Origin of the sequence: Levilactobacillus tongjiangensis (genome assembly GCF_003946345.1) — a bacterium.
GTDB lineage: Bacteria > Bacillota > Bacilli > Lactobacillales > Lactobacillaceae > Levilactobacillus > Levilactobacillus tongjiangensis.
This window is the reverse complement of record NZ_RHNY01000004.1, coordinates 58835-84871: the sequence shown is the minus strand read 5'-3', so window position 1 is coordinate 84871 and position 26037 is coordinate 58835. Positions and strand designations below refer to the sequence as shown.

The following is a 26037-nucleotide window of genomic DNA, read 5'->3' as shown; positions in this document are numbered from 1 at the left end:
AATATTGTGCTTTTTAACGAAAGGAGGCGCCACCATGCAGGTTGCCCTTCAAAACATCACATTAGCCTATGACCACCATCCCGCCATCCTAGACCATTTTTCAGCAACCATCCCCGACGGTGAGTTAGTCGCGCTACTGGGTCCTAGTGGGAGCGGCAAAACCACGATTCTAAATCTGTTTGCCGGGCTACTGACGCCGGCAGCTGGTCAAATTTTGTTTGATCAGGCCGACGTCACCTCACAGGATAGTCGGCAGCGTAACATTGGCATGGTCTTCCAGGATTACGCGCTGTACCCCCACCTCACCGTGCGAGATAACATCGCGTTTCCCTTGAAAATGGCCCACGTCAAGAAACGCAACCGCTATCAACGGGCTACGGACTTGGCAGAACTAGTGCAAGTGACCGATCAACTCGACAAGTTTCCCCGTAACCTTTCCGGTGGACAACAGCAACGAGTCGCCATCGCCCGGGCACTCGCTAAACAACCCAACCTCCTGCTACTAGACGAGCCTCTGGCCAGCCTAGATACAGCCTTGCGTGAAGAGCTCCGTACTGTCATTCGACACATCCAACAGCAGACTGGCGTCACGACTTTGCTGGTGACCCATGATCAGGAGGACGCCCTCCAAATTGCCGACCACATCATGATTCTCGCAAATGGTCAGCTCCAACAAGTTGGTACCAGCGCCGAACTATACCGGCACCCACATAACCAGACCGTCGCCGCATTTATCGGTCACCCCCCAATCAACCTGTTACCAGTCGCAACGTTACCGACAAAGTTACGCGCCTTGCTACCAGCCACCATACTCGAACAGGCAACCACCCTCGGGGTCCGGAGTGAGGCAATCCTGCCAACCACGCCTGACATAGCGACCTTTGCGGCTGAAATTACCCAATAGGTCCAGCTGGGGCGTGACACCCAAACACACCTACATAATCTAATCGGCGATTTCGTCAGTACCGCCATCGCCCCCACGACTGCAACTCAGGTCGCCCTAACCGTTGTACCACAAGGCTGTCATCTATTTAACCGCACTGGCGGGTGCCTTTGGTCGGGTGATGCTCATGCTTAACGCCAAACCCAGTGTTAAATCGACCCTCAAAGCTTTACTCTACCTGACACCCTTCCTCATCATTACGGGAATCTTTGCCGTTTGGCCCTTAATTCATGCGTTCCTAATAAGTAGCTACACCCACTATAACTATTACACCAACCAGGTTGGCGCGATTGGCTGGGGAAACTTTGTCACACTCTGGCATGATCCCACCTTTCAACTCGCCTGTCGAAATACGCTCCTGTTAGTGCTCATCGTCATGCCCATCACGGTTCTACTCTCCCTGCTGATTGCCCTCGGAATCAACCACTCACGCCACTTGGCGGGCTTCTTCCGGACCATTTACTTTCTGCCGTTTGTCACTTCCACGGTAGCCATCGGCCTGGTCTGGAATTGGTTGTTTCGGTTGGATGGTGGCCTCCTCAACCGGTTTTTAGGTTACTTCGGGATCAACGCCATTGACTGGTTAAATGACCCCCACTACGCGTTAGCCGCCCTGATGGTCGTCTGCGTTTGGCAAGGCTTGGGCGTCAACATCATCCTATTCCTGGCCGGCCTCAACCACATCGATCAACGATACGCCGTGATTGCCACGCTCGATGGTGCAAGTCCTTGGCAACGATTTACTAACGTGACTGGGCCGTTACTCTTGCCCATCACGGTCCTGATTGTCGTCAACACGAGCATCACTAACTTTAAGGTGTTCGATCAGGTTTACGCACTCTTCCACGGTACGGCCGGACCCAGCAACGCCGACCTCACGCTGATGTATTACCTGTATCAAAAATTTTACGTGGAAAATCAATTTACCTTAGCTGCTGCTAGTGGGGTCGTCCTATTCGTCCTGGTCGGAAGTCTAACCCTCCTGACCTACGGCTATTATCGCCACCGTCGCCGCCAGTTAGGGGGTCGTTAATGATGCGACATTATCTTGCAGTGCTTACTCGCACCTTCTTCCTAACACTGGGGGCGGTTCTAATACTCCTGCCGTTTGCCTGGATGTTCGTCACCAGCCTTCAGCCAGCCGCCACGACCCTGACGATTCCAACGACTTGGCTGCCGAAATCACTACAGTGGCTGAATTATTGGCACGTTTGGCAGGCGGCGCCGTTTGCCCGGTACTGCCTCAACTCCTTACTGGTGACTGCCGCTACCACGGTCGGCCAACTCATCACTAGCATTTTAGCTGCCTTTGCCTTCACGTATCTCCAATTCTATGGTCGTCGGACCTTATTTGGCCTATTGATTGCACTCATGCTGGTACCCGGAGAACTACTCTTGATTCCCAACTTCGTCACGCTGGCCCAATTCCACTGGGTGGACACCTACGCGGCACTCATCGTTCCGTGGCTGGCCAGCGTCTTCATGGTGGTGGCCCTCCACCAAGCCTTTCGTGCCCAACCGGCCACCCTCTACATTGCAGCGCATCTCGATGGTGCCAGCGATTGGCAATACCTGTGGCACGTCTTAGTTCCAACGACCCGGCCCATCATCACCGCAGTGGCCCTCCTGCAGGTGATTGCCTCCTGGAATGCCTTCATGTGGCCCCTCATCGTCACCAACAGCGACAAGCTACGAACCTTGCCGATTGGCTTGATTACCTTCACCACCGCAGAGGGTGCCAACTATCCCCTCTTGATGGCGGCTACGGTCTGCGTCATTTTGCCATTATTAATTCTCTACTTAGGTCTCCAAAAGTACCTAGTCATGGGGATTTCCACAACCCATTTGAAAGGATGAATCCAATGAAACGTTTTTTTCGTCTCAGTCTTAGCCTGGGTACGCTCCTACTGTTAGGCACACTCAGCGCTTGTACGCAGCACCAAGCCAAACCCATCGCTCAGCAACGAGTGACGGTGACCTTTTGGCACGGTACTAGTGGCGCCAGTGAACAGACACTCAACCAAATGATCAAAGACTTCAACCACTCCCAGTCCACTTATAAAGTCGTGGGAAATTCTCAGGGAGATTTCGCCAACGTCCAGCAAAAGATTACGGCTGCGGCTAAGTCACATACCCTACCAACGATGGCCCAGACCACCTATACCAACGTTCCTAACTATGTACGCGGCGGTTTTGTGACGCCACTGGACCCGTACCTCGCCAAACAAACCGTGGGTAAAATTGCCCCTAACTTCAAAGCGGCAACTCAGTACCAGGGCAAGACCTACGCACTCCCCTTCTCCAAATCAATTCGGGTGCTCTACTATAACCGCGACCTTCTCAAGCAGCATAATATCCAGGTGCCCAAGACATGGGCGGCCGTAGCCAAAGCTGGCAAGAAAGTTCGTACCCAGGGATTGACCGGACTGGCCTTAGATCAAAGCCTTTCATCCGAGGTCGATTCACTTGCTCAGGCAGCTGGTACGCCGTTGTATCAACGACGACCGCAACTTACCAGTCCGGAAATTGTCGGGGCCACCCACGTCATCTACGACATGTTACAGGCCAAGACCGCGACGACGGCCGGTGCAGACGGCTTCGGTAACGTCAGTTTTCTCAAGGGCAAGACCCTCTTCTACAGTGGCTCGTCCGCTGCGCTAGGTATCATGCAGACCAGCACACCTAAAGGACTGCACTGGGGAACGGCACCACAGCCGAGTTATCAAGGTAAGCGGCGCCCCGCCATTGCCGGTAACGATTTAGTTCTCTTCAAATCAGCTTCTAAGGAGCAACGTAAAGGTGCGGCGGCCTTCATGCAGTTCTTACTAGCCAAGAAGCAAACGTTGAAGTGGGCCAAGGCCACCGGTTACCTCCCACTAACGACGACCGCGCTAAAGAGTCAAAATTACCAAAAATATTTACGCCAACACCCCTTATCAAAGGCAGCAGCCCAATCACTACCTGACGGTTTCATGGACCCCACCCTCGTCGGGTACACCCAATATCAGGCTGACGTGAACCAGATGCTCAGTCAGTTGAGTAGTGGCGAAACGACACCAGAAAAAGGATTGGCTAAGCTGCAGCAGCAAGTAAAAACCATGCTTGCTGATCAATGATCACTAAAAAGATAGTTCCGGAAATCAGGTATGATTTCTGGGACTATCTTTTTTTACCAATTTTATTTCAGCCAAAACGACTGTGGTTCTATTAATTATAAGATGTGACTGCAACCTACGTCAGCAAAAGAAGGTCGATTGGCTAATCTAAATTCACTCATCATATTGCCGATAAGCAGCGGCCAGTGCGTCACGCATTCGTTTGACCAACGATGGGGGCGACAGAACCTGGAGACCCGCTCCCTGACTCATGAGCCATAGCATCGCCCCGTCTACCTTAATGTAGGCTTCCACCACGTGGCTGCCGTCCGCATTTGTTTTGATAACCCGTGAATCGGGAAAATGGTCCAGCACCGTCTGAATGTAGTTCCGATAGATAAACCGCACCTGCGTCATCGACCCGGAATCTAGTAAGTACGTGTAATGCCGATGTTCCTGCAACGAAAACCGTTCGTCATAATCCAGTTTTTCTCCAGGCAGCTTTTCCAAAATATCTTCGATACGGTCGAGCCGGTACAACCAGTAACCATGGTGTTCTTCGCTATACATGGCCACGTAAAAATAAAAGGTCTCAAAAAACAACGCTACTGGCTGCGCGTGATGAATCTGGGCAGTCATCTCTTCTAGGCGGCTACTCCGATAGGAAAAGACCATCTTTTGGTTCTGAGCGATACTGGTGGTCACTTCCCGCAACCGATGGAGCAGTGGTTTAGCCCGAGATAGTGGCACATAACTTCCCCGAGAGAGTTTTAACTGTTGACGCACTGCCAGCTGCATCTCAGGCGAAAGATTCGAACTCAGGTAGGACAAAGTCGCTGTCAGTTCCGGTTGATTCAGCGCTCGCGAACCTAACAGAATGTTACTAGCCGTTAAAACCATTGCAGAATCCGTCGATTCACTTTGCCGCGACAACCGATACGTCCCCTGATCCTCAACTAAGTCACCAGCAGCGTACTCCGATAGTGCCCGACGAATGTATGCCAAGTCTCGCTGGCTAGTTCGCCGACTAACCCCATAACGCGACTCAAGCTCTCCCTGTTTCAAGGTCTCACCAACCATCAAGCGAACCAACAACTCTGCTATTCGCTGATTACTTTGCATACGCTTCGCCTCCTACCATAGACCTTATGAACAGCCCTTAATTATCATAGATAACCCAATTATGGGTCGTCACACAGAAAAAGTAAACCGTCACCTGCATTTAACAATTATCTACTACAAAAAAGACGCGCAATTCACTTAAGAATTGCGCGTCCCCGTATCCTAACCACCGATTGGCAGTTAACACACTAGTTAAAATTTAGGTTCATTGAAAGAAATTACTTCTTCAATGGCGTCCATTGCCACTTCGTAAATTCTTCAATATCATGACCTTCGTCACGGGTAACCTTAAAGTGCTTAGCTAAGATGTCATCCATCTTCTTGTCGAAGGCCTTACCGGCAGCTTCGTCAATAGCACCCTTGTTGATCAAGATGTTAACAGCATCTTTGGCTTGGTGGAACCGGTCTAATTCGGAGTATACACGCATGTCGTAAGCAGTCGTGATATCACCATCTTCACGGTAACCATGTACGCTCAAGCCTAAGTGTTGACGTTCGTAGAACATTGATTCGATTAAGTCTTCGTACCCATGGAAACCAAAGAGTACTGGCGTACCGGATTGACCGAATAATGAACTGAACTTGTCATCAGATAAAGCACGTTCGGCGTTCAATGGCCCGTTCTTCTTTTGCAGACGTTCCAATTCAACAACGTTGACGTAACGCATCTTAACAGATGGGAAGGCGTCGTTGATCAGGTCTACAGTAGCCAAAGTTTCGATGGTTGGTTCAACACCGGCGGAAGCAAAGACGATATCAGCATCTTCACCTTCAGCAACAGTGGAAGCCCAGTCGATAACCTTGATACCTTCAGTAGCCAATTCTTCTGCTTCATCAACAGAGAACCATTGTTGACGAGGTTGCTTAGAAGCAACGATGTGGTTAACCTTTTGACGGTCCTTGAAGGCACGGTCAAAGACAGCTAACAACGTGTTCCCATCGGCTGGCAGGTATTGGCGAATGAAGTCAGACTTCTTTTCAGCCAAGTGGGTCAGCATACCTGGATCTTGGTGGGTGTAACCGTTGTGGTCTTGTTGGAACACAGTGGAAGTAGAAACCAAGTTCAGAGATGGGTAATCGTTACGCCAGTCTTCGGCAGCAGCCTGACGGATCCACTTGAAGTGTTGCGTCGTCATTGAGTCGACAACCCGCAAGAATGATTCGTAAGACGTGAACACACCGGTACGACCAGTTAAGGTGTAACCTTCAAGCCAACCTTCAGCTTGGTGTTCTGACAATTGTGCATCCAAGATACGGCCTTCTGGAGCTTCGTATTGGTCATTTGGTTCCTTGACCTTACTCATCCATTGACGGTTCGTAATCTTGAACATTTCCCAAAGACGGTTGGACATCGTTTCATCAGGTCCGAAGATCCGGAATGATGATGGGTTCTTAGTGGCAACGCCAGCAAAGAAGTGTGACAGAACGTTCATGTCCATGTTTTGGTTAGCATCTGGCAGGTTAGTCCCACGGTTAGATGCATCGATCTTGTTAGCGAAGTCTTTCCAGTTAGGCAAGTCCAGCATGTCAGCCTTTTCGCCACGGTGACGACCACCGTTCGTAACTGGGTTAGCAGCCATCCGCTTGTCACCCTTAGGGGCGAAATCAGCGACTTCTGCCTTCAATGAACCATCAGTGTTGAATAATTCAGCTGGCTTGTATGAGTTCATCCAGTCTTCAAATTCTTGTAATTCATCGAAGTTGTTTTGGCTTAAACCAAGTGGAACTTGGTGAGCACGGAATGAACCTTCGATTGGTTCGCCGGCTGGGTTGTGCTTAGGACCGCCCCAACCCTTAGGCAAGCGAGCGATAACAACTGGCCAAGCTGGGATAGTCCCATCTTCGTACTTGCCGTTTTCGCGGGCGTCTTTTTGGATTTGCTTGATGTCAGCAATAGCTTGGTCAAACAATTTAGCAGCTTTTTCATGGTAAGTCATGTAGTCATGGATATCTTCGTTTTCAAGGAAACGAGGAGACCAGCCCAAACCTTCGAAGAACTTAGCGATCTTGTCGTCGCTCATCCGAGAGAATAACGTTGGGTTGGAAATCTTAAAGCCGTTTACATCGAGGATTGGTAATACGGCACCATCATTCTTAGGGTTCAAGAACTTGATGGAGTTCCATGCAGTCATAGCAGGACCAGTTTCAACTTCCCCATCACCAACTACAGTAAATGCAATTTGGTCTGGGTTGTCTAAAACGGCACCAGTAGCATGTGAGAGTGAGTAACCAAGTTCCCCACCTTCGTGGAGTGAACCTGGCGTTTGGGCAGTCATATGAGAACCAATCCCACCTGGGAATGAGAACCGCTTGTACAAGCGTGACATACCTTCAAGGTCCTGAGTAATTTCAGGATAGTCATCAGTGTACGTACCGTCCAAGTAAGAGTTGGTAACCATAACTTGGCCACCGTGACCAGGGCCACCGATATAGAACATGTTCAAACCGTACTTGTTGATCAAACGGTTAGCATGTGCGTACAGGAACGTTTGGCCTGAGATAGTACCCCAGTGCCCGATAGGCTTAACCTTAACGTCCTCTTTTTGGATTGGTGTGTTGGTAACTGAGAACAATGGGTTGCTCTTTAAAAAGATCATCCCACCGGAAAGATAAGTTGTAGCACGCCACCAGGCGTCAACCTTTTCCAAGTATGACTTGGAATCGTAATCTACTGCCATGAATTTTACACTCCTTCGTCTTAGGTAAACAAACTTCTACACAATCAACGTGAATCAGAGGTTAATTTATATTCCCAATAATACCGGAAAATTTCAAAAAGTCAACCTTTTTCAAAATTGATACGGTCCAATTCCAAAATTAGTTAGATTTTCTGGTGATTATTGATTAATTACCCCTTCAAAAAGCCGTTCACGCAGAACGATTGCTTGAAGGGACAATCCATCATCCTTGTCCGCCTACCGGTAAATTTAGCACCTTCCCGGTAAAAATCAACTAATCTTCATTCAAATTAACAAATGTATTATATTTCATATACTGATAATGCAACCGCATGTTAGAAACCTCAAACGGGGTCCCATCATCCAAGAAAAAGATGCCGTCCATGACGCCTACCGGTTCCGTCGCCGATAAATGAAGCAGTTGCCGGTCTTCAACCGTTGAGGGGGCCACCGAAATTGATAAGAATGATCGCGTCACCGATTTTCCCTGGGCCGCGTTTAAGTAATTGAAGATAGAGGTCTTCACGGCATCCGGAGATAGATCAGGCAAAATCTTGATGGGAATGTACCCTGTCTCAATAATCACCGGCTGCTCTTCAAAAATCCGGAGCCGTTTAATCCGGTAGACAAAATCCGAGCTACTGAGAAACAGATCCTGTTGTAACTCAGGGGTCGCCGCAATCACCTGGTAATCTAGGATGTCACTCTGGGGCTGTTCATCCCCGATTTGGAGGCTATCCGTCACACCCAGATTTTTCCCCTCAAAGCGGAAGATCGACTTATCTTTTAAGTACAGCGGATTCACGTAGGTCCCGGAACCCCGTTTCTTAAACACGATTCCCTGCTCAGATAACACGTTGAGCGCTCGCTTAGCCGTACTCCGACTCACTTGATAGCTCTCGCTAAGGTGCCGTTCATCGGGAAACTTGCGGTCCGCGAACTCGCCACTGAGGATTCTTTTTTTTAGGTCGTTGACGACCTCTCTGTAAATCAAATCTGCCATCATTTTCTCCTACGTTCCGCTTCACACGCTAATAATCGCTCCCAGTATAACAGACTTTTCTAATTGGTCTTACCAATTTGCTCAAAGAATGAACCGCCCATTTTTTAAGTGCAGTGAGGACCGGTTGTTCATTAAAAACGGGACCCTCATACGTTAATAATTCTCTCAACATTTGGTTGCCTTTTAGCGTTTCTAAATATTTACCCATAAACGAGTCAATATCGTTCATTATCACGGTTGCTCAATGATACACTAACAATGGTAACTAAAGGTTGAACACACTGAAACACCCACCATACCTGATACAACCAGGATTGGGTCAGACATAGTGGGAAATTGCCGCCTTACCGTTCGCCAAATTTGGACTGGAACGCGGTGGAAAGGACGGGACAAGCCCAAGGGCGGTCTTGTCCCTCGCTTGAAGCCGAAAAACACGTCTTCAAGTCGCCATTTTCAAGAAAATCACTTAAAAATCCCACGGCTTAGTCCAAATTTGACTCACTCTCGGCTACCTGGTGGCGTGCCAATAATACTGAGCAAATGCTGTTATTCCAGTGTTTAAGCTAGCTTAGTTTCAAGAGCATGTTTAACCGGAGGCGGTTAGAGGTGGAAATAGCTGTGTCGACGGCAGACGGAATCTCTGACTGCCGCAAGTGGCCGGGTGAGACTAATTTTAGGTCTATAACGCCTGACGATTCTTAGTTTGATAACGTTCTTCGAGATTTCAACCTTTAGCACTAGTAATAATCAATCGATTTGACCCGTTTAACACATATTTGTTTCAGGGAGGTCTATCTAATGAAGTGGAAAGTCGGATTACTCACGTTAGGATTGCTCGTCGGTTTGAGTCCATTAGCTCCCATTCTCCATCAGGGAAGTCTGCCCTCAGAACACCTTGCCCAAGCGGCTACACGCGATGAGACTAGCTATTCGGGCACCATTGGTTCGGGTGAAACTAGTATTCCCTGGACCTTGGATAACGGCACACTAACGCTACAGGGTGGCACGTTGCGCAAATTTTCTGGTCGCTGGATGATGATTCCCAATGGCCAACTTCTGACTGATCTTGTTGAAGACAATCAAGCTGGCCTAACCAAGGCTGACTTTCAAGCAAAGGTCCAGAAGATTAACATTGCTGGCAAGCTTAACGTTGGCGCCAACCCCGCCTATCTCTTCGCTAACTTTTCCAGTGTGACCACGTACACTGGTCTAAATAACCTGGACGTCAGTAACTTGGATGCAACCGGTCTTGCCGGCCCAACTGGCCTAATGGGCATGTTTGCCGGCAATCAATCCTTAACAACTTTTACTGCGCCAAGTTTCACAGCCAACAATCCCCACTCCATAGCAAATATGTTTCAAAACGATAGTTCGCTCGTTTACTTGGATCTTTCCAAAATGCAAACAGATAATACTACCAACCTGAATGGCCTAACGTTGGGCTGTACAGCCTTACAGGTGCTCAATTTAGGTAACTTCTCTTCGTCCGACAAACTCACTTCTAATTACAAAGACTATATTGACGCCAACGCCCAAATCAACTGTCTCACCGTCAGTCCCACTCACATTCTCAACGATAGTGGCCTCTACGATCTAACGAACAGTAATTCAATGGTCACTAATCGTTGGCAAGAGGTCGGTAATGGCAAAGTCAGCTTTAATTTAAACCGCCAACCACCATTCGCTGGCTACGACGGCTTTCTGCAGAATTATCAGGTTTACGACCCTCAAGGCGCCGTTCTGGGTGACTCGGACACAACGGTAAATGACAGTACCCAACAACTACTGAATCTCTATGATGGTCAAGATCACGGGCTCACTGGCAATCAAACGTACGTGCGTGAACCCCAACCTGGTATGGCCATCAAGGAACCTGAAGTACCAGCACCGACACCGACCCCCTCACCAACCACACCAACGGAAAATGACACAGCAGACTTCCAACAATTTTATCTCTCAGCGATCAAAAAAATCGGTCTGTATAGCCGTAAGAACTTCAGTGCAGCCAACCGACTTGCCTGGTTTGCCAAAAAGCCACAGATGAAGCAGCCGACCTTCTTAGTAACTGGTGTTACTACCTCTAAGGCTGGCAATGACCGCTATCAGGTCAGAGACACCAACCGGCATTCCCAAACGTATGGCGAGACCGGCTACGTCACCACTAAGAACGACTACGTCACGGCTAGCTACTACCAAAACGCCCCGCAGACTGTGACTGTCATCAATCCTGGCGGCATCAACGGTTATGGCTCCGCAGCGTTGTCTCAACCCCAGGTTGCCTACGCCCAAGGAAAACAACTAGCCGTCAAAAAGGTCGTCACCCGTGGAAAGACGACCCGTCTACTCCTCACCAATGGTAAATACATTTCGGGAAACCGCCACTTTGTCGTTGCTGGAAAATACAGTGTTCCTGTCCAAATCCGCGCCAAGACCGCCGTAAACCGCTACGCTAACGTGAACCTCACTCAACGGAAACAGCATTACCCACAGCAAGTGCACCACACCTTCAAAGTACTCGGCTGGGATTACTCTCAAGGCCAGAACACGACAACCGCCGGAACGTTGCGCTATCGGGTTGCCGGTGGGTACATTACCGCTAATCCACGATTGGTTAGAGCAATGAGGTAGTAGAAAATTGTTATTTTTAACTTTATAAAAGCAAAAGAATGGTGCGAGAGATTTAAAATCTTTCGCACCATTTTTTTATTATCGATTAAGTATCTATTGTGTTCAACTCACCTATTTATCTTCTGACTCTGTCGGATCAGCCACATATTTCAAAATATCACCGGGCTGGCACGCTAAAACCCGACAAATTTTTTCCAATGTGCTGAAGCGAATGGCCTTAGCCTTGCCCGTCTTCAAGATGGACAAATTGGCTGGTGTGATGTCAATGGCAGCCGCGAGTTCTTGACTGCTGATATTCCGTTCCGCCATCACCACGTTTAATGTCAGTTTAACCACCGAGCATCCTCCTTTACACCGTCAAATCGTTTTCAACCTTCATGGTCATAGCGCGTTCATAAATTACTGAGATGACTTTTAAGACGATTAGTAACCCGATTGAATCAATCGTATTAGTCCACGTTTGTGAAAATGCCCCATTATTATACCCCCGCAGCCAGCTACTGGTGAGCTGATTACCACCGGCGAGAAAGAATTCACCGATGACCACGTAACATTGGGCAACAACTAGTCGCTTAACCGCTGCGATATTGTTCTGAGAAAAGTAGTCTTCTTCGACCACATTATTGAGCAATTTAACCATTGCCTTAGCAAACATGATGGAAGCTCCTATCCAAATTGCTGAGCCAACGGCCATCAATAACACGTACGGCCAGCCCGGAAAACTGGCCATCGCTCCGGCCGTCAAATGATGGGCTGAGTATCGTAAGAAGTCATCATTATCCAAAACCGCTTGCGCCACGTCCCCGTGGTAACCCTCATAAAGGTACCCCAGTGGCCACAAGAATCCCACATAAGCAAACAATATCGAAATCTGAACAATCACAATCATTAAATTCGTAAAAAACTTCACCCATTTTGGCATAGCCAACATCCCCGTTCCTTTATTCACTTTCGATATTAACATATCGTTATTCGATAATCAATAATTGAACAACAATAATTGATTTTCGCCACTCTTATCATTTTCGACGTACTAAAAACCAGCTCGCCCCATCTTTTATAAACGATGTTATATCCAATTTCTTTCATGCCCCTTATCTTTACATAATCAACACCATTCTCTTACATTCGTCAGGTATCCTAGGATTTGCACCAAGATAAGAGGAGGAGTTTGCGATATGAATAAACGAATCAGTACCTTAGTAACCGCATTGCTATTGACCACCACGTTGGGTTGGCAACAACCACTGCTGTCGGTTACAGCCGCTGCTAAGACCAAGACGACTCAGACAACGAAGAAGACTAAGGCCAAGACGGTCAAGTCCCAGTCGACTCACATCAAGTTGCAAGGTGCTTCTAACGCCCGTGACTTGGGCGGCTACGTTAACCAAAAGGGTCAAAAGATTAAGGTGCACCGCTTAATTCGTTCCAACAGTCTTTCCACTCTATCTAAGTCTGACCAAAAGAAATTGGTTAAAACTTACCACGTGGCCACCGACGTCGATCTGCGGACCGTCATTGAACAACAGAAAAGCCCTGACGTGAAAATGAGCGGCGTTAAACTAGTTAAAGCTAACGTCTTCAAGTCCTTCGGTGCCTTCCCAGACTTTTCTAAGAAGGATGCCGGCGACAAGATGATGAAGAAGTCTTACCACGACGCCATCACCACTGCCCAGGGGCGGAAAGCTTACAAGTCCCTCTTCCACCAATTACTGAAGAACCCTAAAAACAAAGCCGTGCTCTGGCACTGTTCAGCCGGTAAAGACCGTGCCGGTATGGGAACCGTCCTGGTTCTGTCTGCCTTGAATTTTAACAAGAAGGCGATTGCCAAGGATTACTTGAAGTCCAACACTTACTTAGTCGACACGAATAAGGAAAACTTGGCCAAGCAAGAAGCTGGCTGGAAGGCTGCCGGTAAGGATCTGACGCCAACCGTCATCAGCAACTTCAAGGCCCAAAATGGTGTCAAAATGACCTACTTAAACACTATGTACAAGGCCGTTAACACCAAGTACGGTAACATGGATAACTTCCTGCACAAGGGCTTAGGCTTATCCAACAAGCAATTGAAACAATTGCAAGCCAACTACCTAACCCCAGCTAAATAAGGGCATAGCTATTTGAATAAGGCCTAAATCATTTTGGCTAAATAACAAAATAATACGTTTTATCAAACTTTAGTTGAAATTAAAATAAAGCCTCCTCAATAATGTTACCGTTAGAAGTGTTCTAACTGAAACAAATTTGGGGAGGTTTTATTTATGAAAAAGTCAGCAATCATCTTAGGAGTTATGGGGATAATCAGTACGTTAAGTCTTAGTCCAGTGGTCAGTTCCGCTAATACGCTGGTGGGAACCGTACAGTACCACCGGTATCATGGGACGACAACAATCAAAAAGAATTACCAGCACTTTAAACTAACTAATCATCAGCCCAACAGCACCTACAAGATCATCAAGACCACCAGCTGGAAAAACGCCAAACTCAAGGCTGGTAGTAAGGTCTCGATTGACCTGATGGCTAACCAAGGAACCCAATACGACTGGTACCGTATCCGATCAACGAACAAACACACCACGCATCGTTACTGGGTCTACGGGCAGGCTCTGAATCTCAAATAATCACAAACTGGCTAAGTCCTTTTAAACAGGGACTTAGCCAGTTTTATTTTTGCCAGATTTCAGACAAACATATTTGGCATCTTTACTCACTCTCTACCATAACTCCCTGACTAATTCCGGTCGTAAGCCCAAACCGCCAGCGGTGCAAAGATCGCCACGATGATCACATCAAAGACAACGACCAACAACGCCTCGTGCGTCCAACCACCCGTCGCCAAGATTTGCCGAATGGCTGTGATCACGTAGGTGACTGGGTTCAGGTTGGCGATGAACCGTAATGGCTTGGTCAACGAGTGCAGTGGGACGAACGCGTTCGACATGAACGACAGGACCAGCATCGTCATCAGCGAGAGACTTTGAACGGATGCGGCACTCTTAGCTAACAAGCCCAACAGTGCAAAAATCCAGGACAACGCCCAGCCGGTGAAAATCGCCAGAAGCCCAATCACCACGACCCACTTGAAACCGACGGCTGGCCGCCAACCCATCAGGTAGCCAGTGGTCAGCGACGTGATGGTCGCCAGCAATAAGCGTAGACTGTCAGCAAACAGTTGCCCCGCCAACGGTGCAATGTGGGCCATTGGCAACGACTTAAATCGGTCGAAGACGCCGGAGTCGAGGTCCTCTCTGATTTGAGCCCCAGAACCGGTTCCGGCTGACAACATCGTTTGAATCAAAATTCCTGGCACGATGGTGGGAAGGTAGGCCCGGACGCCCCCAGCAATTGCCCCACCAAATAAATAGCCAAACATCAACATGAACATCACTGGCTGAATAACCACATCCATAAAGCTATCCGGATTGTGAATTGTCTTCAATAAGTTGCGGTACGCCATTGTCGCCGTGTTCATCACGACGTTTCCCTTGTGCATTCGTACATCCATCTTGCATCCCTCTTCCTTAGTTCTTACCAACGGTTAGATTCATGAAGACGTCATCTAGCGAAGGTTCCTTCACTGAAAGATGGCTGATCATGATTTGTGCTTGTTTGAGTGCCGCCAGAATCGGTGGCAACTGGGTAATTTGTTTTAACGGGACGCTCAGTTGTTGGCCCGTCTGTTGAATGACGCCGGTCACTTGCCCGGTCAACAGCTGAACGGCCGGTTGAACCTGATCTTCCTGACTGACAGTGAAGGCCAATCTCGCACCGCCAATCTGTTCCTTGAGTTCGGCCGGCGTCCCCATCTTCACGAGCTTGCCGTGATCAATGATGGCGAGATTATCTGCTAGTTGGTCGGCCTCCTCGAGATACTGCGTCGTCAACACGATGGTTGATCCCTGCTTCACGAGTTGCCGAATCGTCGTCCACATTTGCGCTCTGGTACGGGGGTCTAACCCCGTCGTTGGTTCATCTAAGAAAATTAAGGTCGGTCGGGTAATCAAACTAACGGCCAGGTCCAGCCGACGCCGCATCCCACCAGAAAAGTTTTTCAGCGCCTTATCCGCCGACTCTTCTAGTGAAAATTCTGCTAGTAACTCAGTCGTCCGTTGCTTAGCGGCCGTACGTGAAAGGCCATTCAGTCTGGAGAAAATCATCAGGTTCTCCCGTGCCGAAATATCTTCATCGACGGAAGCATATTGACCGGTGAGACCAAACATGGACCGGGCCAGTCGACCTTCCTTCACCGTGTCATGACCAAAGATCGTTACCTGACCCGCATCGGCCTTGAGTAACGTCGTCATCATCCGTAAGGTCGTGGTCTTCCCCGCACCGTTAGGCCCGAGTAAGCCAAAGACTTCTCCTTGACGCACGTTAAACGAGATATCATCGACCACCGTCTTTTGCCCAAACCGCTTGGTCAGGTGGCTGACTTCAATTGCATTCTTTGTTGACATATTGGTCCCCTCTTAGCTTTCACATTTTAATCAGGTCCCCCTGACTAAAATTATAATAAGGCCCCCTGATAAATTTGTCAACAGTTTCTCTCAAATATTGAATGCCCCTGCTAGCCATTGTCGGGTATAATAGCCGTAGGAGGGCGATAACATGCCTAATATAAATAAACAAAAAAGTGCGGCTGGAAAACTGATCGAGTTCGGAATGGTCAGTCACACCGCCGACGAAGTAGCCCGCCGCTACCATGCGGAACAGGATAAACACCCCCTGCGGTTTCAGGGACAGGGAAAGATTCTCCTGACGCTTGCCCAAGCCGATGGTCTCTCACAAAAGGAGCTCGCCACCCGCCTAAATCTAACGGTGCAGTCCACAGCGGAGTTTGTTAACAAACTGGTTAAAAAGCAGCTCGTTACCAAAGAAAAGTCGACGTCTGATCGGCGCAAGACCATCATTCGCCTGACTGACTTGGGCCGTGAAACGGCGGCCACCGAAACGGCTCAGGTGCCGGCCTATCTGGATTCACTGACGGATACGGAACTCGACCAGCTCACCACCATCTTGACGAAAATCAACCATAACCTTTACGACGAAATCGACACCATTACCCCCGACCAATCTGGCAAATTCCAGCAGGTCGTGGCGGACCGGTTACGCGACTGGTTTTTGTAAATTTAAGAGGGCGACAAACGGCGATTAGTCAATGAGCATTAACGTCGCTAGACGAACAATCCTGGTCTTGGATTGTTGGTTTAACGGCGTTGACTGCCGTTTGTCGCTCGTTTTGACTAGATATGTTCGGAACGAAAAAAAGGTTTGAGACTTTTGTCCCAAACCCAAATTAATAAATATCACTATTCTCGATGACCACAACCTTGGACGACCACCGGCTGTGGTTTTTTGTACGCGAAATTTTCAGTTAACCCTTGAATCTCTCCGACTTAACTAGTTGGTAAAGTCTTCAACTGCTCCTGTTGGATTAAAGGCCTTCGCTTGGCCCTTGGTACTGTAGTAGTGTTGCAGGTGAGCTTCGCCATCCCCCATGTTCCACATGGTGTATATGTACAGCGACTTAATTTGTTTACCCTTATAGTGACGCTTAACAATCTTGTAAGACTCGGTGCCTACCGTGCCAAAGGCAGAGTCCTTGTGGTGTTGTTGCCACTGCTGATCAACCAACCAGCCCTTGCTCATAAATAAAAGATCATTGTACTTACCCTTTTTAATGTTATTCATATCTTTATTTAAAGCGGTAACTTTCACGACTGAGCTACCAGAATGCCATTTTTTATTGTAAAAGCTGCGGTCAGACGTCTGTTGCGCCCCGATTGTGTACTGATCATAGTGACCGCCTTGGTAATAGTACCAGGTACCCTGAAACTTTTGTGGGAAACTGGCTAAGCTCATCTTGGCACTGGCTTGCGCATCCGTCGTTGGATTGGCAACGACCAGGGCAGCGCCAAATCCAACTGACGCTAGGAGTACCCCCATCATCTTGGTTAATTTCATTGTTCTATTCCTCCTAATTTCATGAATGAGTTATTTATGTAACGCACCAACTGGATTAAAGTACTTGGCCTGTGCCTTAGTCTTGTAAAAGTGATCCGTTACCTGTTTGGTCCCTTGAATTGTCATAAATTGCTTGCTGTAGAGCACCTTGACGGGTTTACCCTTGTAGGTCTTGTGGATGACTTTATAGGTTCCGCCACCATTCGTCGCACCAATACCATAAGCCAACACAGTGGTGTAACCACCCTTTACGCTCCGGGCACTAGTCCAGTGGGCCTTCTTAGAACTCGACCCCTCAGTAAACGTCCGTTGACTCTTAAGTGGATGGATAGTCCCCGTCCACTTCGCCTGTTTTTGGTAAAAAGGATTAAGGAAGTTTTTGACCGTCATCTTCTTCGACGAAATTTTCATCGACTTGTAGTAATAACCATTGTTTTCCTCATAGTGGTACCAAGTTCCCCGCATTGCCTTAGGGAACGTTTTCAAACTGCTCGTTGACTTGGCTTGGGCCTGGGTAGGTACAGTGACGACCGCCGTCGCACCAATCGTCGTGGCCACCATCAACGCACTAAAAAGTCTATTTACTCGCATGGTATCTTTTCCTCCTCAAAATCAAGTTCATTAACCAGCATTCATTGACACGGTTAATGACTATTTATGTAACTAACTACGCTTCAGTATAGCAAGCGTGGGTGTCACAATTTGTCGTTTGACGGAGTAGTGAATCAAAAATTCAAATAATAATGGTACTTATCGTTATCTGATCCAATCATCTATCCGAAAAAATGATGGTAACTTAGTAAGCAATCCAGCAAACTCAGTGAGTCAAACGATAGCCGTGCTACGTGCTGAAGAGCTATGCCAACAGCTGCTTACCTTACGCCACATTTTCAATAAATCTTGGCAAGCCACCCCCAGTCGGTTATGCTAATCAGTAATAAGTCTGGTCAAAGGAGCTGGTATCGTGTTTCGTCAAATTGAATGCTTCATTGCTGTCGTGAAAAATCACAGCTACACGCAGGCTGCCATCGACTGTCACCTGTCCCAATCATCACTCTCCCAACGTATCAAAGAGCTGCAGTCCAGCCTAGGCGTCACCCTGATTCAACGAAAGGGCCGCAGTTTTGAATTAACTGCCGCGGGCGTCTACTTCTATCAACACGCGCAAGTAATTCTTGATCAGGTGGACCAGCTCGTCACGAAAACTCAGGCCATCGCCACTCAGGCCGCCGAGACTTACACCCTTAAATTGGGTTACTTACGCAAGTTCGGTTCACAAGAATTCCTCCAAGCCGTTGCCGAGTTCTCTCGTGAATTTCCGCAAGTCAAAGTACAAATTCACAGTGACTCTTACGCCGAACTATTCAGTCAAGTACGTGACGGCCACCTTGATTTAAACTTCTCCGATCAACGCTACGAACTCTCATCGGCATTTGAAAATGAATTCTTAACCGCTGCTGACTATATGGTAGTCGTCGGTCCGCAAGCCTTTACTAACAATCAGGCCGTCATTGATACCACGGAGCTCGCAGATCTACCCTGTATCTTAATTACCGGAGCCGACGAATATGCCTCCGAGCAGACCTATTATCGTGAAGTACTCGGGATTCAAAGCCCCTTCCAAATCGCCTCTAGCTTCGGCGAAGCCCAAATGCTAGCAACCACCGGGCAGGGCTACATCGTGGTAAATAGCCGGACCGCGCACCAAATCAACCTCACAGCCAATCGGGTTCTCAAACTAATGGACCACGGTCGGGACCTCACGCAACACTACTACGCTTACTGGAAGAAGGACAATTCTGGTTACTACATTGAAACCTTTGCCGAAATCTTAAAAGCACAGTTTGATTAGCTGCGTAAGTAGAACAGTGCCGACAGTCTTTTGTCGCACGTTCAGCAATATACGTTCAGCGCGTTAAAAGGGTCAAGGACAAAAGTCCTTGACCCTTTTTTTATCCCAACTCCCTTCGTTAATCCCCGTCTGACCAACTTTCTGCTAACACATCGGTTTATCCGATTTATTCAATCGTGACACGCAATTGGTTTTCAGTTCCGGGCCCGTTAAGATAAGAATCGTTCAATTGATTAAGAAAGGAACTTAGCACCATGCAACCTTCACCACTCACCTTGCTGGCCTGCTGTGATCAGCTAACCGTTGCCCTAGTTCACAGAGACATCTGTTGGCTCAACCAAGGCCTGGCAGTCACAGCTAAACGTCATTCCCGCCAGGGTATCGTGCAAGCCAAATACGATTGGATCGACGCAATTCAAAACGAAAATTTAACCTACACCCACATCGGTTCACCGACCCACTCGGAGGTAATCGATCATTGCGGTCGGGTTCAGGTTAAAGCTACTATGCACGCGGTTAACCAACCGACTACTCCTGTTTTCTTACAGCTGACATTCATTTGGGATCATGGCTGCTGGCAACTTAGTCAGGAACGGGACCTATCGAAAAAACCGATTGATTGGATTGGTTAGTCGGATTGGTTAGTCGAATTGGTTTTCCGTCGTTCTCCCCGTAAGATAGGCTTCTAGTCAAAATTAAAGGAAGTGATTGCGTGTTACTCTTAATGTTTCCAGTTGCTATGGGCGTCGGTCTAGCGATGCAAACGGCGGTCAACGCCAAGCTGCGTGGCTTTGTTGGTTCCCCGTACCTCTCATCTGGCGTTTCATTCTTGATAGCTTGGCTGTTTCTCTTACTGCTCAGTTGGACCACCCACCAGACACTCGTCATCAGCAGTAGTTTTATCACCCAGCATCCCGGTTGGCTCTGGCTGGGTGGACTGTTTGGCGCTATTGCCCTAACTGGTAACGTGGTGCTCTTTCAAAAAATTGGGAGTCTCCAAACAACCGTGTTGCCCATCATGGGGCAGATCATGATGAGCACTCTGATTGATCAATTTGGTCTCTTCCAGTCACCCACAAATCCCTTAACCCTCGCCAAAGTAACTGGATTGCTTCTCATCATTGGGGGTGTCATTCTCTCACTGGGTCTATTCGACCCCCGCGCCCCCTTATTAAAAGCCACCGAGCAACGCACCCACCGTGGATCCCAGCTTCTCTATCAGATATTTGCAGTACTTGCCGGGATGCTCATGGCCATGCAAACTGCCATCAACGGCTACCTGGGCACGACACTGCATTCACCAATTCACGCTGCCTTTATCTCATTCAGCATTGGCGTGCTCTGCCTCATCTTAGTTAACCTATTCACCCGTTCTCACCTAACCAATCTTCGGCGGGCATTTGCCCAAGGTCGTCGGTACTGGTGGGTCTGGATTGGCGGGGTAATTGGGGCCCTATACGTCCTGTGCAGCTCCTGGCTGGTACCACTGATTGGAACGGGACAGGTCGTAGTTCTCGCCCTATTTGGCCAATTAGTATTCAGTGCTTTAGTTGAAAATTTTGGGTTGTTTGGCTCTCAAGTGAATCGTATTACGCGTTCCAAAATAATCGGTTTAGTTATTATGTTCGTTGGTGTCTTAACCGTTAAAGTCATTACATTCTAGGAGGATATATCACATGAAAAAAGTTTTAATTCTTGGTGCATCTGGTTCCATTGCCACGTTAGTTACCCGTAACTTACTAGATGACTCACGGGTGCAACTCACCCTATTGGTACGCCATCCTGAACGTTTGGCCACTGACATTAGAATTGATAGTCGCGTGACCGTCGTCGTTGCTGACGTCGTTAAGGACACCGCCCAGTTGGCTGCTGCGTTACAGGGGCAAGACTTGGTCTACGCCAACCTTTATGGCGCTAATCTCAAGCAACAAGGTGCAGCCGTCGTCGCAGCCATGACAGCAGCCAAGGTCAACCGAATCATCTGGATTTCTGCCAACGGAATTTACAACGAAATTCCTGGTAAGTACGGCCAATGGAACGCCCAAATGTTAGGGAGCACACTAACTGCGTACGCTGCTGGGGCTAAAGTCATCGAATCCAGTCGCTTAGCGTACACCATCGTTCGGCCAGCCTGGTTCTCCGATAAAGATATGGTGAGCTATGAGCTCACACAAAAGGGCCAAGCCTTTAAGGGGACCGAGGTCTCCCGCAAGAGTGTGGCCGCCTACCTAACTACCCTAATCCTTGATGACAGCCAAGCAATCAAACAATCTATCGGTATCAGCGAGCCCGACACAGCGGGGGCCAAGCCCAGCTTTTATTAAGATTTCAAAGAAGGTGTTAGTTTGAAAATTATGATCATTGGTGCGTACGGTCGGTTAGGCCGACTGGTTATGGGCGCTGCTAGCAGGCGCGGATACCAAGTCGTTGGCATCGCCCACCGACAACATGCTAATTCAAACCTATCACCCGTCCAGATCAAAGATATGTTAGATCTAACATCAGCAGACCTCACAGGAATCGACGCAATCGTAGATGCTGTAGGCGCCTGGACACCGGCAACAGAGTACGTCCACACCGCTGGTCTCGCACACATTGTCTCACTGCTGCGCGGGACACCCATTCACTACCTCAAGGTGGGCGCAAGTAGCACCCTCTTCACCAACACGGCCCACACGTACACCTTGCAAGAGCTACCGGACTACTACCCCGATTACATGCAGGATCTCTGCAACGCACACGCTGAAGGGTTGGCAATTTTGCAAAGCGCTAATGACATCAACTGGACGTACGTGACGCCTACCTATAACTTTGACCCTAACGGCCAGAGTACCGGGACTTACCACGTAACCTGTGAGGTTTTTCATGCTGCTAACTCTGGGAACCCGGATGATGGCCAACAAGACTATATCACGTACGCTGATTTTGCTAAGGGCATGCTAGACATCATTGCCGGGAATCAGTACATTCGACAGCAGATTACGCTGTTTACTGGAAACAATCCTCACCCAACACAGCGTTATTAACCAGATTGAACGTTGAAATACCAGTAAAATATCATGCGCCTTTTCTTTGACCCCGTTAAATACTAATTAAAAAAGTTGTGACAATCCTTAAATCTTCAACTATCCTAGACGTAGCGTCAATTTGACTGGGAGGTTTTTAGAATGGAATTTAATGTTATCAGAGATGGCCTCACCCTAGCTGGTATTTATGAGCCCGCACCTGAACCAAACGGAACGATTGCGATCCTCTTTCACGGTTTCATTAGTGACCGCGGCTATACACCGACCGCCCTGCTGGAACAGCTGGCTCAACGCTTACGGACGGTTGGTGTGGGGACGGTCCGCTTCGACTTCAACGGTTGCGGTCACAGCGATGGTGACTTCGCCAACATGACCGTTCTGAACGAGATTGCTGACGCCCAGGCCGTGTTGACTGCGGTTCAGACCCGCCTCGCGCCAAAACAAATTGACCTTTTAGGCCATTCGCAAGGCGGTGTCGTCGCCAGCATGTTGGCCGGTTACAACGCTGATTTAATTCACAAGGTCGTCTTGATGGCCCCGGCCGCCACCCTCAAGGATGACGCCCTGGCTGGCCATACGCGGGGGTTAGTCTATGATCCGCAACATATCCCCGCTCAGCTTCCGCTCGGCCAGGGGAAGGCACTGGGGGGCTTCTACCTACGGACGGCGCAACTGCTGCCAATCTACGAAACTGCCCAGAACTTCTCTGGTCCCGTCTGCCTAATTCACGGTGACGCTGATCAGATTGTGGCTTACAGCGCTTCACAACGTTATGATGCCATTTACCAACACAGCACTTTGCACCTCTTGCCCGGCGCAAGTCATGGACTGGATGGTGCTGCCCGTGACGATGTACTTCGGCTAGCGACTGATTTTATTAAAAACTAACCACTGGCGACTTTGAAGACTGGTGTTCTGCCAGTCTGAAGCGTCCCCACAGCAGGCTACATCCCTGTCCGCCGGAGAGCGGCTAAATAGCCAGTGCACACTAAAAGCCGTCCCCAAAATCGGGACGGCTTTTAGTCTACATAGCTTTAATCAACTAAATGGAATTTTTCAAAATGGGCCTTCAGATAATCCAGTGTCAGACTCTTGTCCGTCTTGATCAACTGCTGTGGCTCACCGCTAGCCATCAACCGGCCACCAGCTTGCCCACCCTTGGGACCGAGATCAATCAGGTAATCGGCGTTGGTCATCAGGTCGAGGTCATGTGTGATGATGATAATCGTGGCTCCCTTGGCCTTCAGACTGTTGATCACACCCAGCAGCGTTTGCACGTCTTGAGGATGTAGGCCGACGGATGGTTCGTCAAAGATAAACAGGGTCTTGCTCTGACGCTTGTTCAAGTGACTCATGAGCTTTAGCCGTTGGGCTTCCCCACCGGACAGGCTTGGCGTGCTCTCACCTAAGTGCAGGTAGCCCAGCCCCATTTCATCCAGCAACTGAAGCTGCTTTTCAATCTTAGGCACCGTTTCAAAGACGGCTAACGCCTCACGGACCGACAAGTTCAACAGGTCGACAATACTGTAGCCGTGCCACCGAATCTGTTGAATCTCATCCTTATAGCGTGCACCGTGGCAGTATGGGCATACCTCTTCCATGTCCGGCAAGTATTGAATATCCAGGGTAATGGTGCCCAGTCCGCCACACTGTTCACAGGCCCCCTGCTTGTTATTGTACGAGAAGTAAGCGAGGCCAAACTTCTTGGCCTTGGCTTCCGGTAAATTGGCAAACATCCGCCGCAAATTATCCATGATGGTGGTATAGGTGGCAATCGTTGAGCGGGCATTCTTCCCGATTGGCTTGGCATCCACGGACACCACGTCCTTCAAATGAGTCTTCAAGGTCGTCACCTGCTTGGGCAGGGCAGCCTGACTGTTTGCCGCCTGAATGGCTGGGACTAAGCTGTCCAAAATCAAACTCGTCTTGCCGGCACCAGAGAACCCAGTGACGGCGGTAATCTCATTTCCTGGAATGGCCACGGCTACATCGTGTAGATTAAAGTAATCCTGCACCTCAAACTGTGTGGTGAGCTCGCTGGCCTTCCGACTAGTGGGCACCTTATCATGCATGATGTTAGCTTGTCCCGAAATGTAAGGCCCAATCAGTGACTGGGGATTGCCCACTAAATCGTGAGGCGTTCCCTCGGCAATGATTTGACCGCCGGCATCTCCCGACCCAGGACCAATCTCAATCACCCAGTCGGCAGCTGAAATGATGTCGACTTCATGGTCGACCACGACCAACGAGTTTCCTTGGGCAATCAGTTCCCGAAAGATCCGAATGAGTCCCTTAACGTTATCGGGGTGTAACCCAATGGAGGGTTCATCCAATACGTACAAGACGCCCGTCGTCTCGGTCCGAATGGTCTTAGCTAGTTGGAGCCGTTGGAGTTCTCCGGTCGACAGCGTATTCCCATTCCGCGATAAGGTCAGGTAATCTAGTCCCAGCTCCAGCAGGGGCCGCAACGTATCCGTCAAGTTCTTGAAGAGTACGTCAGCCATGGCCTTCATCTCAGTAGGCAACTCACTTTGCGCCGCAGCTTGCCACCCGGCTAATGATCCCAGGGTCAGGTCAGAAACTTCAGCAATATTTTTACCCCCAACTAATTGTGTCAAGAGCTCTGGATTCAACCGCGTCCCGTGACAGGTCGGGCACACGGAAAAGTGGAAAAATTCGTTGACCTTCTTGATGGCTCGGTCACTCTTCACCGTCTTTAAGGAATCGTAAACGGCTTCGTGGGCGTTCTCATACAACGTGTTGTCGGTATGAAAGACCCGACCAGTAGAAGTCCGAAAGTCCACGGGATACTGCTTCTTGGCACCGTTGAGCACAATGTCCTTCTCCCGGTCACTGAGGTCCTTGTAGGGCACGTCGATGCGGACACCCAACGTTTCCGCCACCGTCGGCATAAAGTTTCGGCCGGGCAGATGCCATGAAGCCACGACCCCTTCGGCCAGACTGAGATTCTCATCACCGATCAGTTTATCCTCGTCTAAGGTCTGAACCGTCCCCGTCCCATGACATTCTGGGCAGGCACCGCCGGAGTTGAAGGCAAAGTCTTCAGCTGATCTTGCCATGAATTCGACCCCACACTCCGGACAGGTCACAATTCCCATCTTACTGTCTGAGCCACCCGGTAGATCCATGGCTTGGGCAACTTTCAGGCTAGGCGCAATCCGGTGGCCGTTGGGACACACCATCGAGCCGAGCCGTGAGAAGATGAGGCGCACGACGTTGAACAGCTCACTCATCGACCCCACCGTTGAGCGTTCGGAAGGGACTCCCGGCCGTTGCCGCAGGGCAATCGCGGATGGAATGTGCCGAACCTCCTGGACCTGTGACCGCTTGCTTTGACCGATTCGCCGTCTAGTGTAGGTGGATAGCGCCTCCAAGTACCGTCGCGACCCCTCCGCATATAAAATCCCCATGGCCAGCGAACTCTTCCCGGAGCCCGAGGGACCTGAGATTGCCACAAACTGATTCAACGGAATGTCCACGTCAATATTTTTTAAATTATGGACGTTACCACCACGTACACTAATATGTTCACGTTGTTTTTCACTCGTTGTCATACTTGCCCACCTTTGCCTTTAGTTTCGTTTATGTTATCTTTCATTCTAAACTATCCTGTAACGTTACAGTCAAGTTTGGACTGAAAATCGCTCATTCTTTTTAACCGACGTCGCCGCTCCCTACAGTCAGCCCCTATTACCGGACAATCCA

23 protein-coding genes and 1 pseudogene are annotated in these 26037 nt (G+C 49.0%); 14 read left to right on the top strand and 10 right to left on the bottom strand.

What is annotated here, in order from left to right; all coding sequences use genetic code 11:
• Positions 1-34 precede the first annotated feature (34 nt).
• The 4 genes and pseudogenes from EKM75_RS03175 (at position 35) to EKM75_RS03160 (ending at position 4059) form a co-directional block, all read left to right on the top strand.
• Positions 35-1078: pseudogene (locus EKM75_RS03175) on the top strand (ABC transporter ATP-binding protein).
• Complete coding sequence (locus EKM75_RS03170) at positions 1071-1976, top strand: carbohydrate ABC transporter permease (RefSeq protein ID WP_125692210.1); 906 nt, start codon at positions 1071-1073, stop codon at positions 1974-1976. The pseudogene EKM75_RS03175 and the gene EKM75_RS03170 overlap by 8 nt, the downstream one beginning before the upstream one ends.
• Positions 1977-1978: 2 nt before the next feature.
• A complete protein-coding gene (locus EKM75_RS03165) occupies positions 1979-2800 on the top strand; it encodes a carbohydrate ABC transporter permease (protein ID WP_225426651.1) in 822 nt (273 codons plus the stop codon).
• Between the two features lie 5 nt (positions 2801-2805).
• Positions 2806-4059 (top strand): ABC transporter substrate-binding protein, encoded by a 1254-nt coding sequence (locus EKM75_RS03160; RefSeq protein ID WP_225426641.1) that lies wholly within the window; start codon positions 2806-2808, stop codon positions 4057-4059.
• 153 nt (positions 4060-4212) lie between these two features.
• Here the strand turns inward: EKM75_RS03160 and EKM75_RS03155 are convergent, their stop codons facing one another.
• The 3 genes from EKM75_RS03155 to EKM75_RS03145 all read right to left on the bottom strand — a co-directional run bounded on the left by EKM75_RS03155 (position 4213) and on the right by EKM75_RS03145 (position 8841).
• The gene (locus EKM75_RS03155) at positions 4213-5160 is read right to left on the bottom strand and encodes a helix-turn-helix transcriptional regulator (protein ID WP_225426640.1); all 948 of its coding nucleotides are present in this window, start codon (positions 5158-5160) and stop codon (positions 4213-4215) included.
• 218 nt (positions 5161-5378) lie between these two features.
• A complete protein-coding gene (locus EKM75_RS03150) occupies positions 5379-7838 on the bottom strand; it encodes a phosphoketolase family protein (RefSeq protein WP_125684325.1) in 2460 nt (819 codons plus the stop codon).
• Positions 7839-8112: 274 nt separating this feature from the next.
• Entirely contained in the window at positions 8113-8841 is a 729-nt protein-coding gene (locus EKM75_RS03145) for a GntR family transcriptional regulator (protein ID WP_125692047.1), read from the bottom strand.
• Between the two features lie 798 nt (positions 8842-9639).
• On the opposite strand from EKM75_RS03145, the gene EKM75_RS03140 reads away from it, so the two are divergent.
• Positions 9640-11469 (top strand): DUF5776 domain-containing protein, encoded by a 1830-nt coding sequence (locus EKM75_RS03140; RefSeq protein WP_125692045.1) that lies wholly within the window; start codon positions 9640-9642, stop codon positions 11467-11469.
• Between the two features lie 111 nt (positions 11470-11580).
• Here the strand turns inward: EKM75_RS03140 and EKM75_RS03135 are convergent, their stop codons facing one another.
• Both EKM75_RS03135 and EKM75_RS03130 read right to left on the bottom strand, forming a co-directional pair.
• Positions 11581-11778: a helix-turn-helix domain-containing protein gene (locus EKM75_RS03135; RefSeq protein WP_164508720.1), complete on the bottom strand. Its 198-nt coding sequence runs from the start codon at positions 11776-11778 to the stop codon at positions 11581-11583.
• A gap of 40 nt (positions 11779-11818) precedes the next feature.
• Positions 11819-12391 carry a DUF2975 domain-containing protein gene (locus EKM75_RS03130; RefSeq protein ID WP_164508714.1) on the bottom strand — a complete coding sequence of 191 codons (573 nt, stop codon included), beginning with the start codon at positions 12389-12391 and terminating at the stop codon, positions 11819-11821.
• A 256-nt stretch (positions 12392-12647) separates the two neighbouring features.
• Between EKM75_RS03130 and EKM75_RS03125 the strand changes: the two genes are divergently transcribed.
• Positions 12648-13577: a tyrosine-protein phosphatase gene (locus tag EKM75_RS03125; RefSeq protein ID WP_125692039.1), complete on the top strand. Its 930-nt coding sequence runs from the start codon at positions 12648-12650 to the stop codon at positions 13575-13577.
• Between the two features lie 153 nt (positions 13578-13730).
• Positions 13731-14090 (top strand): hypothetical protein, encoded by a 360-nt coding sequence (locus EKM75_RS03120; protein WP_125692037.1) that lies wholly within the window; start codon positions 13731-13733, stop codon positions 14088-14090.
• Between the two features lie 110 nt (positions 14091-14200).
• Here EKM75_RS03120 and EKM75_RS03115 read toward each other — a convergent pair whose 3' ends face one another.
• Entirely contained in the window at positions 14201-14974 is a 774-nt protein-coding gene (locus EKM75_RS03115; protein ID WP_125684350.1) for an ABC transporter permease, read from the bottom strand.
• A 16-nt stretch (positions 14975-14990) separates the two neighbouring features.
• Positions 14991-15926: an ATP-binding cassette domain-containing protein gene (locus tag EKM75_RS03110; RefSeq protein WP_125684353.1), complete on the bottom strand. Its 936-nt coding sequence runs from the start codon at positions 15924-15926 to the stop codon at positions 14991-14993.
• A 151-nt stretch (positions 15927-16077) separates the two neighbouring features.
• Between EKM75_RS03110 and EKM75_RS03105 the strand changes: the two genes are divergently transcribed.
• Entirely contained in the window at positions 16078-16596 is a 519-nt protein-coding gene (locus EKM75_RS03105) for a MarR family winged helix-turn-helix transcriptional regulator (protein WP_125684355.1), read from the top strand.
• 273 nt (positions 16597-16869) lie between these two features.
• Here the strand turns inward: EKM75_RS03105 and EKM75_RS03100 are convergent, their stop codons facing one another.
• A complete protein-coding gene (locus EKM75_RS03100; RefSeq protein ID WP_125692035.1) occupies positions 16870-17433 on the bottom strand; it encodes a hypothetical protein in 564 nt (187 codons plus the stop codon).
• A 30-nt stretch (positions 17434-17463) separates the two neighbouring features.
• A complete protein-coding gene (locus EKM75_RS03095; protein ID WP_125692033.1) occupies positions 17464-18024 on the bottom strand; it encodes a hypothetical protein in 561 nt (186 codons plus the stop codon).
• Positions 18025-18397: 373 nt separating this feature from the next.
• Here EKM75_RS03095 and EKM75_RS03085 point away from each other — a divergent pair, with 373 nt between their 5' ends.
• From EKM75_RS03085 to EKM75_RS03060, 6 genes are all read left to right on the top strand, one after another.
• On the top strand, positions 18398-19285 hold the full coding sequence (locus EKM75_RS03085) for a LysR family transcriptional regulator (RefSeq protein WP_125692031.1): 888 nt from the start codon (positions 18398-18400) through the stop codon (positions 19283-19285).
• Positions 19286-19539: 254 nt separating this feature from the next.
• Positions 19540-19917 carry a hypothetical protein gene (locus tag EKM75_RS03080; RefSeq protein WP_125692030.1) on the top strand — a complete coding sequence of 126 codons (378 nt, stop codon included), beginning with the start codon at positions 19540-19542 and terminating at the stop codon, positions 19915-19917.
• Between the two features lie 80 nt (positions 19918-19997).
• Entirely contained in the window at positions 19998-20948 is a 951-nt protein-coding gene (locus EKM75_RS03075) for a DMT family transporter (protein ID WP_225426639.1), read from the top strand.
• Positions 20949-20961: 13 nt separating this feature from the next.
• Positions 20962-21609, top strand: a complete 648-nt coding sequence (locus EKM75_RS03070) for an NAD(P)H-binding protein (protein ID WP_125692028.1) — start codon at positions 20962-20964, stop codon at positions 21607-21609.
• 30 nt (positions 21610-21639) lie between these two features.
• A complete protein-coding gene (locus tag EKM75_RS03065; protein WP_225426650.1) occupies positions 21640-22311 on the top strand; it encodes an NAD(P)-dependent oxidoreductase in 672 nt (223 codons plus the stop codon).
• 141 nt (positions 22312-22452) lie between these two features.
• Positions 22453-23199 (top strand): alpha/beta hydrolase, encoded by a 747-nt coding sequence (locus tag EKM75_RS03060; RefSeq protein WP_125692024.1) that lies wholly within the window; start codon positions 22453-22455, stop codon positions 23197-23199.
• A gap of 146 nt (positions 23200-23345) precedes the next feature.
• Here EKM75_RS03060 and EKM75_RS03055 read toward each other — a convergent pair whose 3' ends face one another.
• Positions 23346-25886, bottom strand: coding sequence for an AAA family ATPase (locus EKM75_RS03055; RefSeq protein WP_125692022.1), 2541 nt, complete (start codon positions 25884-25886; stop codon positions 23346-23348).
• Positions 25887-26037 lie beyond the last annotated feature (151 nt).

Excerpts from the sequence above, each read along its gene's own strand:
- EKM75_RS03170 (WP_125692210.1), top strand. The coding sequence starts at position 1,071 with ATGCTTAACGCCAAACCCAGTGTTAAATCGACCCTCAAAGCTTTACTC.
- EKM75_RS03165 (WP_225426651.1), top strand. The coding sequence starts at position 1,979 with ATGCGACATTATCTTGCAGTGCTTACTCGCACCTTCTTCCTAACACTG.
- EKM75_RS03160 (WP_225426641.1), top strand. The coding sequence starts at position 2,806 with ATGAAACGTTTTTTTCGTCTCAGTCTTAGCCTGGGTACGCTCCTACTG.
- EKM75_RS03155 (WP_225426640.1), bottom strand. The coding sequence starts at position 5,160 with ATGCAAAGTAATCAGCGAATAGCAGAGTTGTTGGTTCGCTTGATGGTT.
- EKM75_RS03150 (WP_125684325.1), bottom strand. The coding sequence starts at position 7,838 with ATGGCAGTAGATTACGATTCCAAGTCATACTTGGAAAAGGTTGACGCC.
- EKM75_RS03145 (WP_125692047.1), bottom strand. The coding sequence starts at position 8,841 with ATGGCAGATTTGATTTACAGAGAGGTCGTCAACGACCTAAAAAAAAGA.
- EKM75_RS03140 (WP_125692045.1), top strand. The coding sequence starts at position 9,640 with ATGAAGTGGAAAGTCGGATTACTCACGTTAGGATTGCTCGTCGGTTTG.
- EKM75_RS03135 (WP_164508720.1), bottom strand. The coding sequence starts at position 11,778 with ATGGCGGAACGGAATATCAGCAGTCAAGAACTCGCGGCTGCCATTGAC.
- EKM75_RS03130 (WP_164508714.1), bottom strand. The coding sequence starts at position 12,391 with ATGCCAAAATGGGTGAAGTTTTTTACGAATTTAATGATTGTGATTGTT.
- EKM75_RS03125 (WP_125692039.1), top strand. The coding sequence starts at position 12,648 with ATGAATAAACGAATCAGTACCTTAGTAACCGCATTGCTATTGACCACC.
- EKM75_RS03120 (WP_125692037.1), top strand. The coding sequence starts at position 13,731 with ATGAAAAAGTCAGCAATCATCTTAGGAGTTATGGGGATAATCAGTACG.
- EKM75_RS03115 (WP_125684350.1), bottom strand. The coding sequence starts at position 14,974 with ATGGATGTACGAATGCACAAGGGAAACGTCGTGATGAACACGGCGACA.
- EKM75_RS03110 (WP_125684353.1), bottom strand. The coding sequence starts at position 15,926 with ATGTCAACAAAGAATGCAATTGAAGTCAGCCACCTGACCAAGCGGTTT.
- EKM75_RS03105 (WP_125684355.1), top strand. The coding sequence starts at position 16,078 with ATGCCTAATATAAATAAACAAAAAAGTGCGGCTGGAAAACTGATCGAG.
- EKM75_RS03100 (WP_125692035.1), bottom strand. The coding sequence starts at position 17,433 with ATGAAATTAACCAAGATGATGGGGGTACTCCTAGCGTCAGTTGGATTT.
- EKM75_RS03095 (WP_125692033.1), bottom strand. The coding sequence starts at position 18,024 with ATGCGAGTAAATAGACTTTTTAGTGCGTTGATGGTGGCCACGACGATT.
- EKM75_RS03080 (WP_125692030.1), top strand. The coding sequence starts at position 19,540 with ATGCAACCTTCACCACTCACCTTGCTGGCCTGCTGTGATCAGCTAACC.
- EKM75_RS03070 (WP_125692028.1), top strand. The coding sequence starts at position 20,962 with ATGAAAAAAGTTTTAATTCTTGGTGCATCTGGTTCCATTGCCACGTTA.
- EKM75_RS03065 (WP_225426650.1), top strand. The coding sequence starts at position 21,640 with ATGATCATTGGTGCGTACGGTCGGTTAGGCCGACTGGTTATGGGCGCT.
- EKM75_RS03060 (WP_125692024.1), top strand. The coding sequence starts at position 22,453 with ATGGAATTTAATGTTATCAGAGATGGCCTCACCCTAGCTGGTATTTAT.
- EKM75_RS03055 (WP_125692022.1), bottom strand. The coding sequence starts at position 25,886 with ATGACAACGAGTGAAAAACAACGTGAACATATTAGTGTACGTGGTGGT.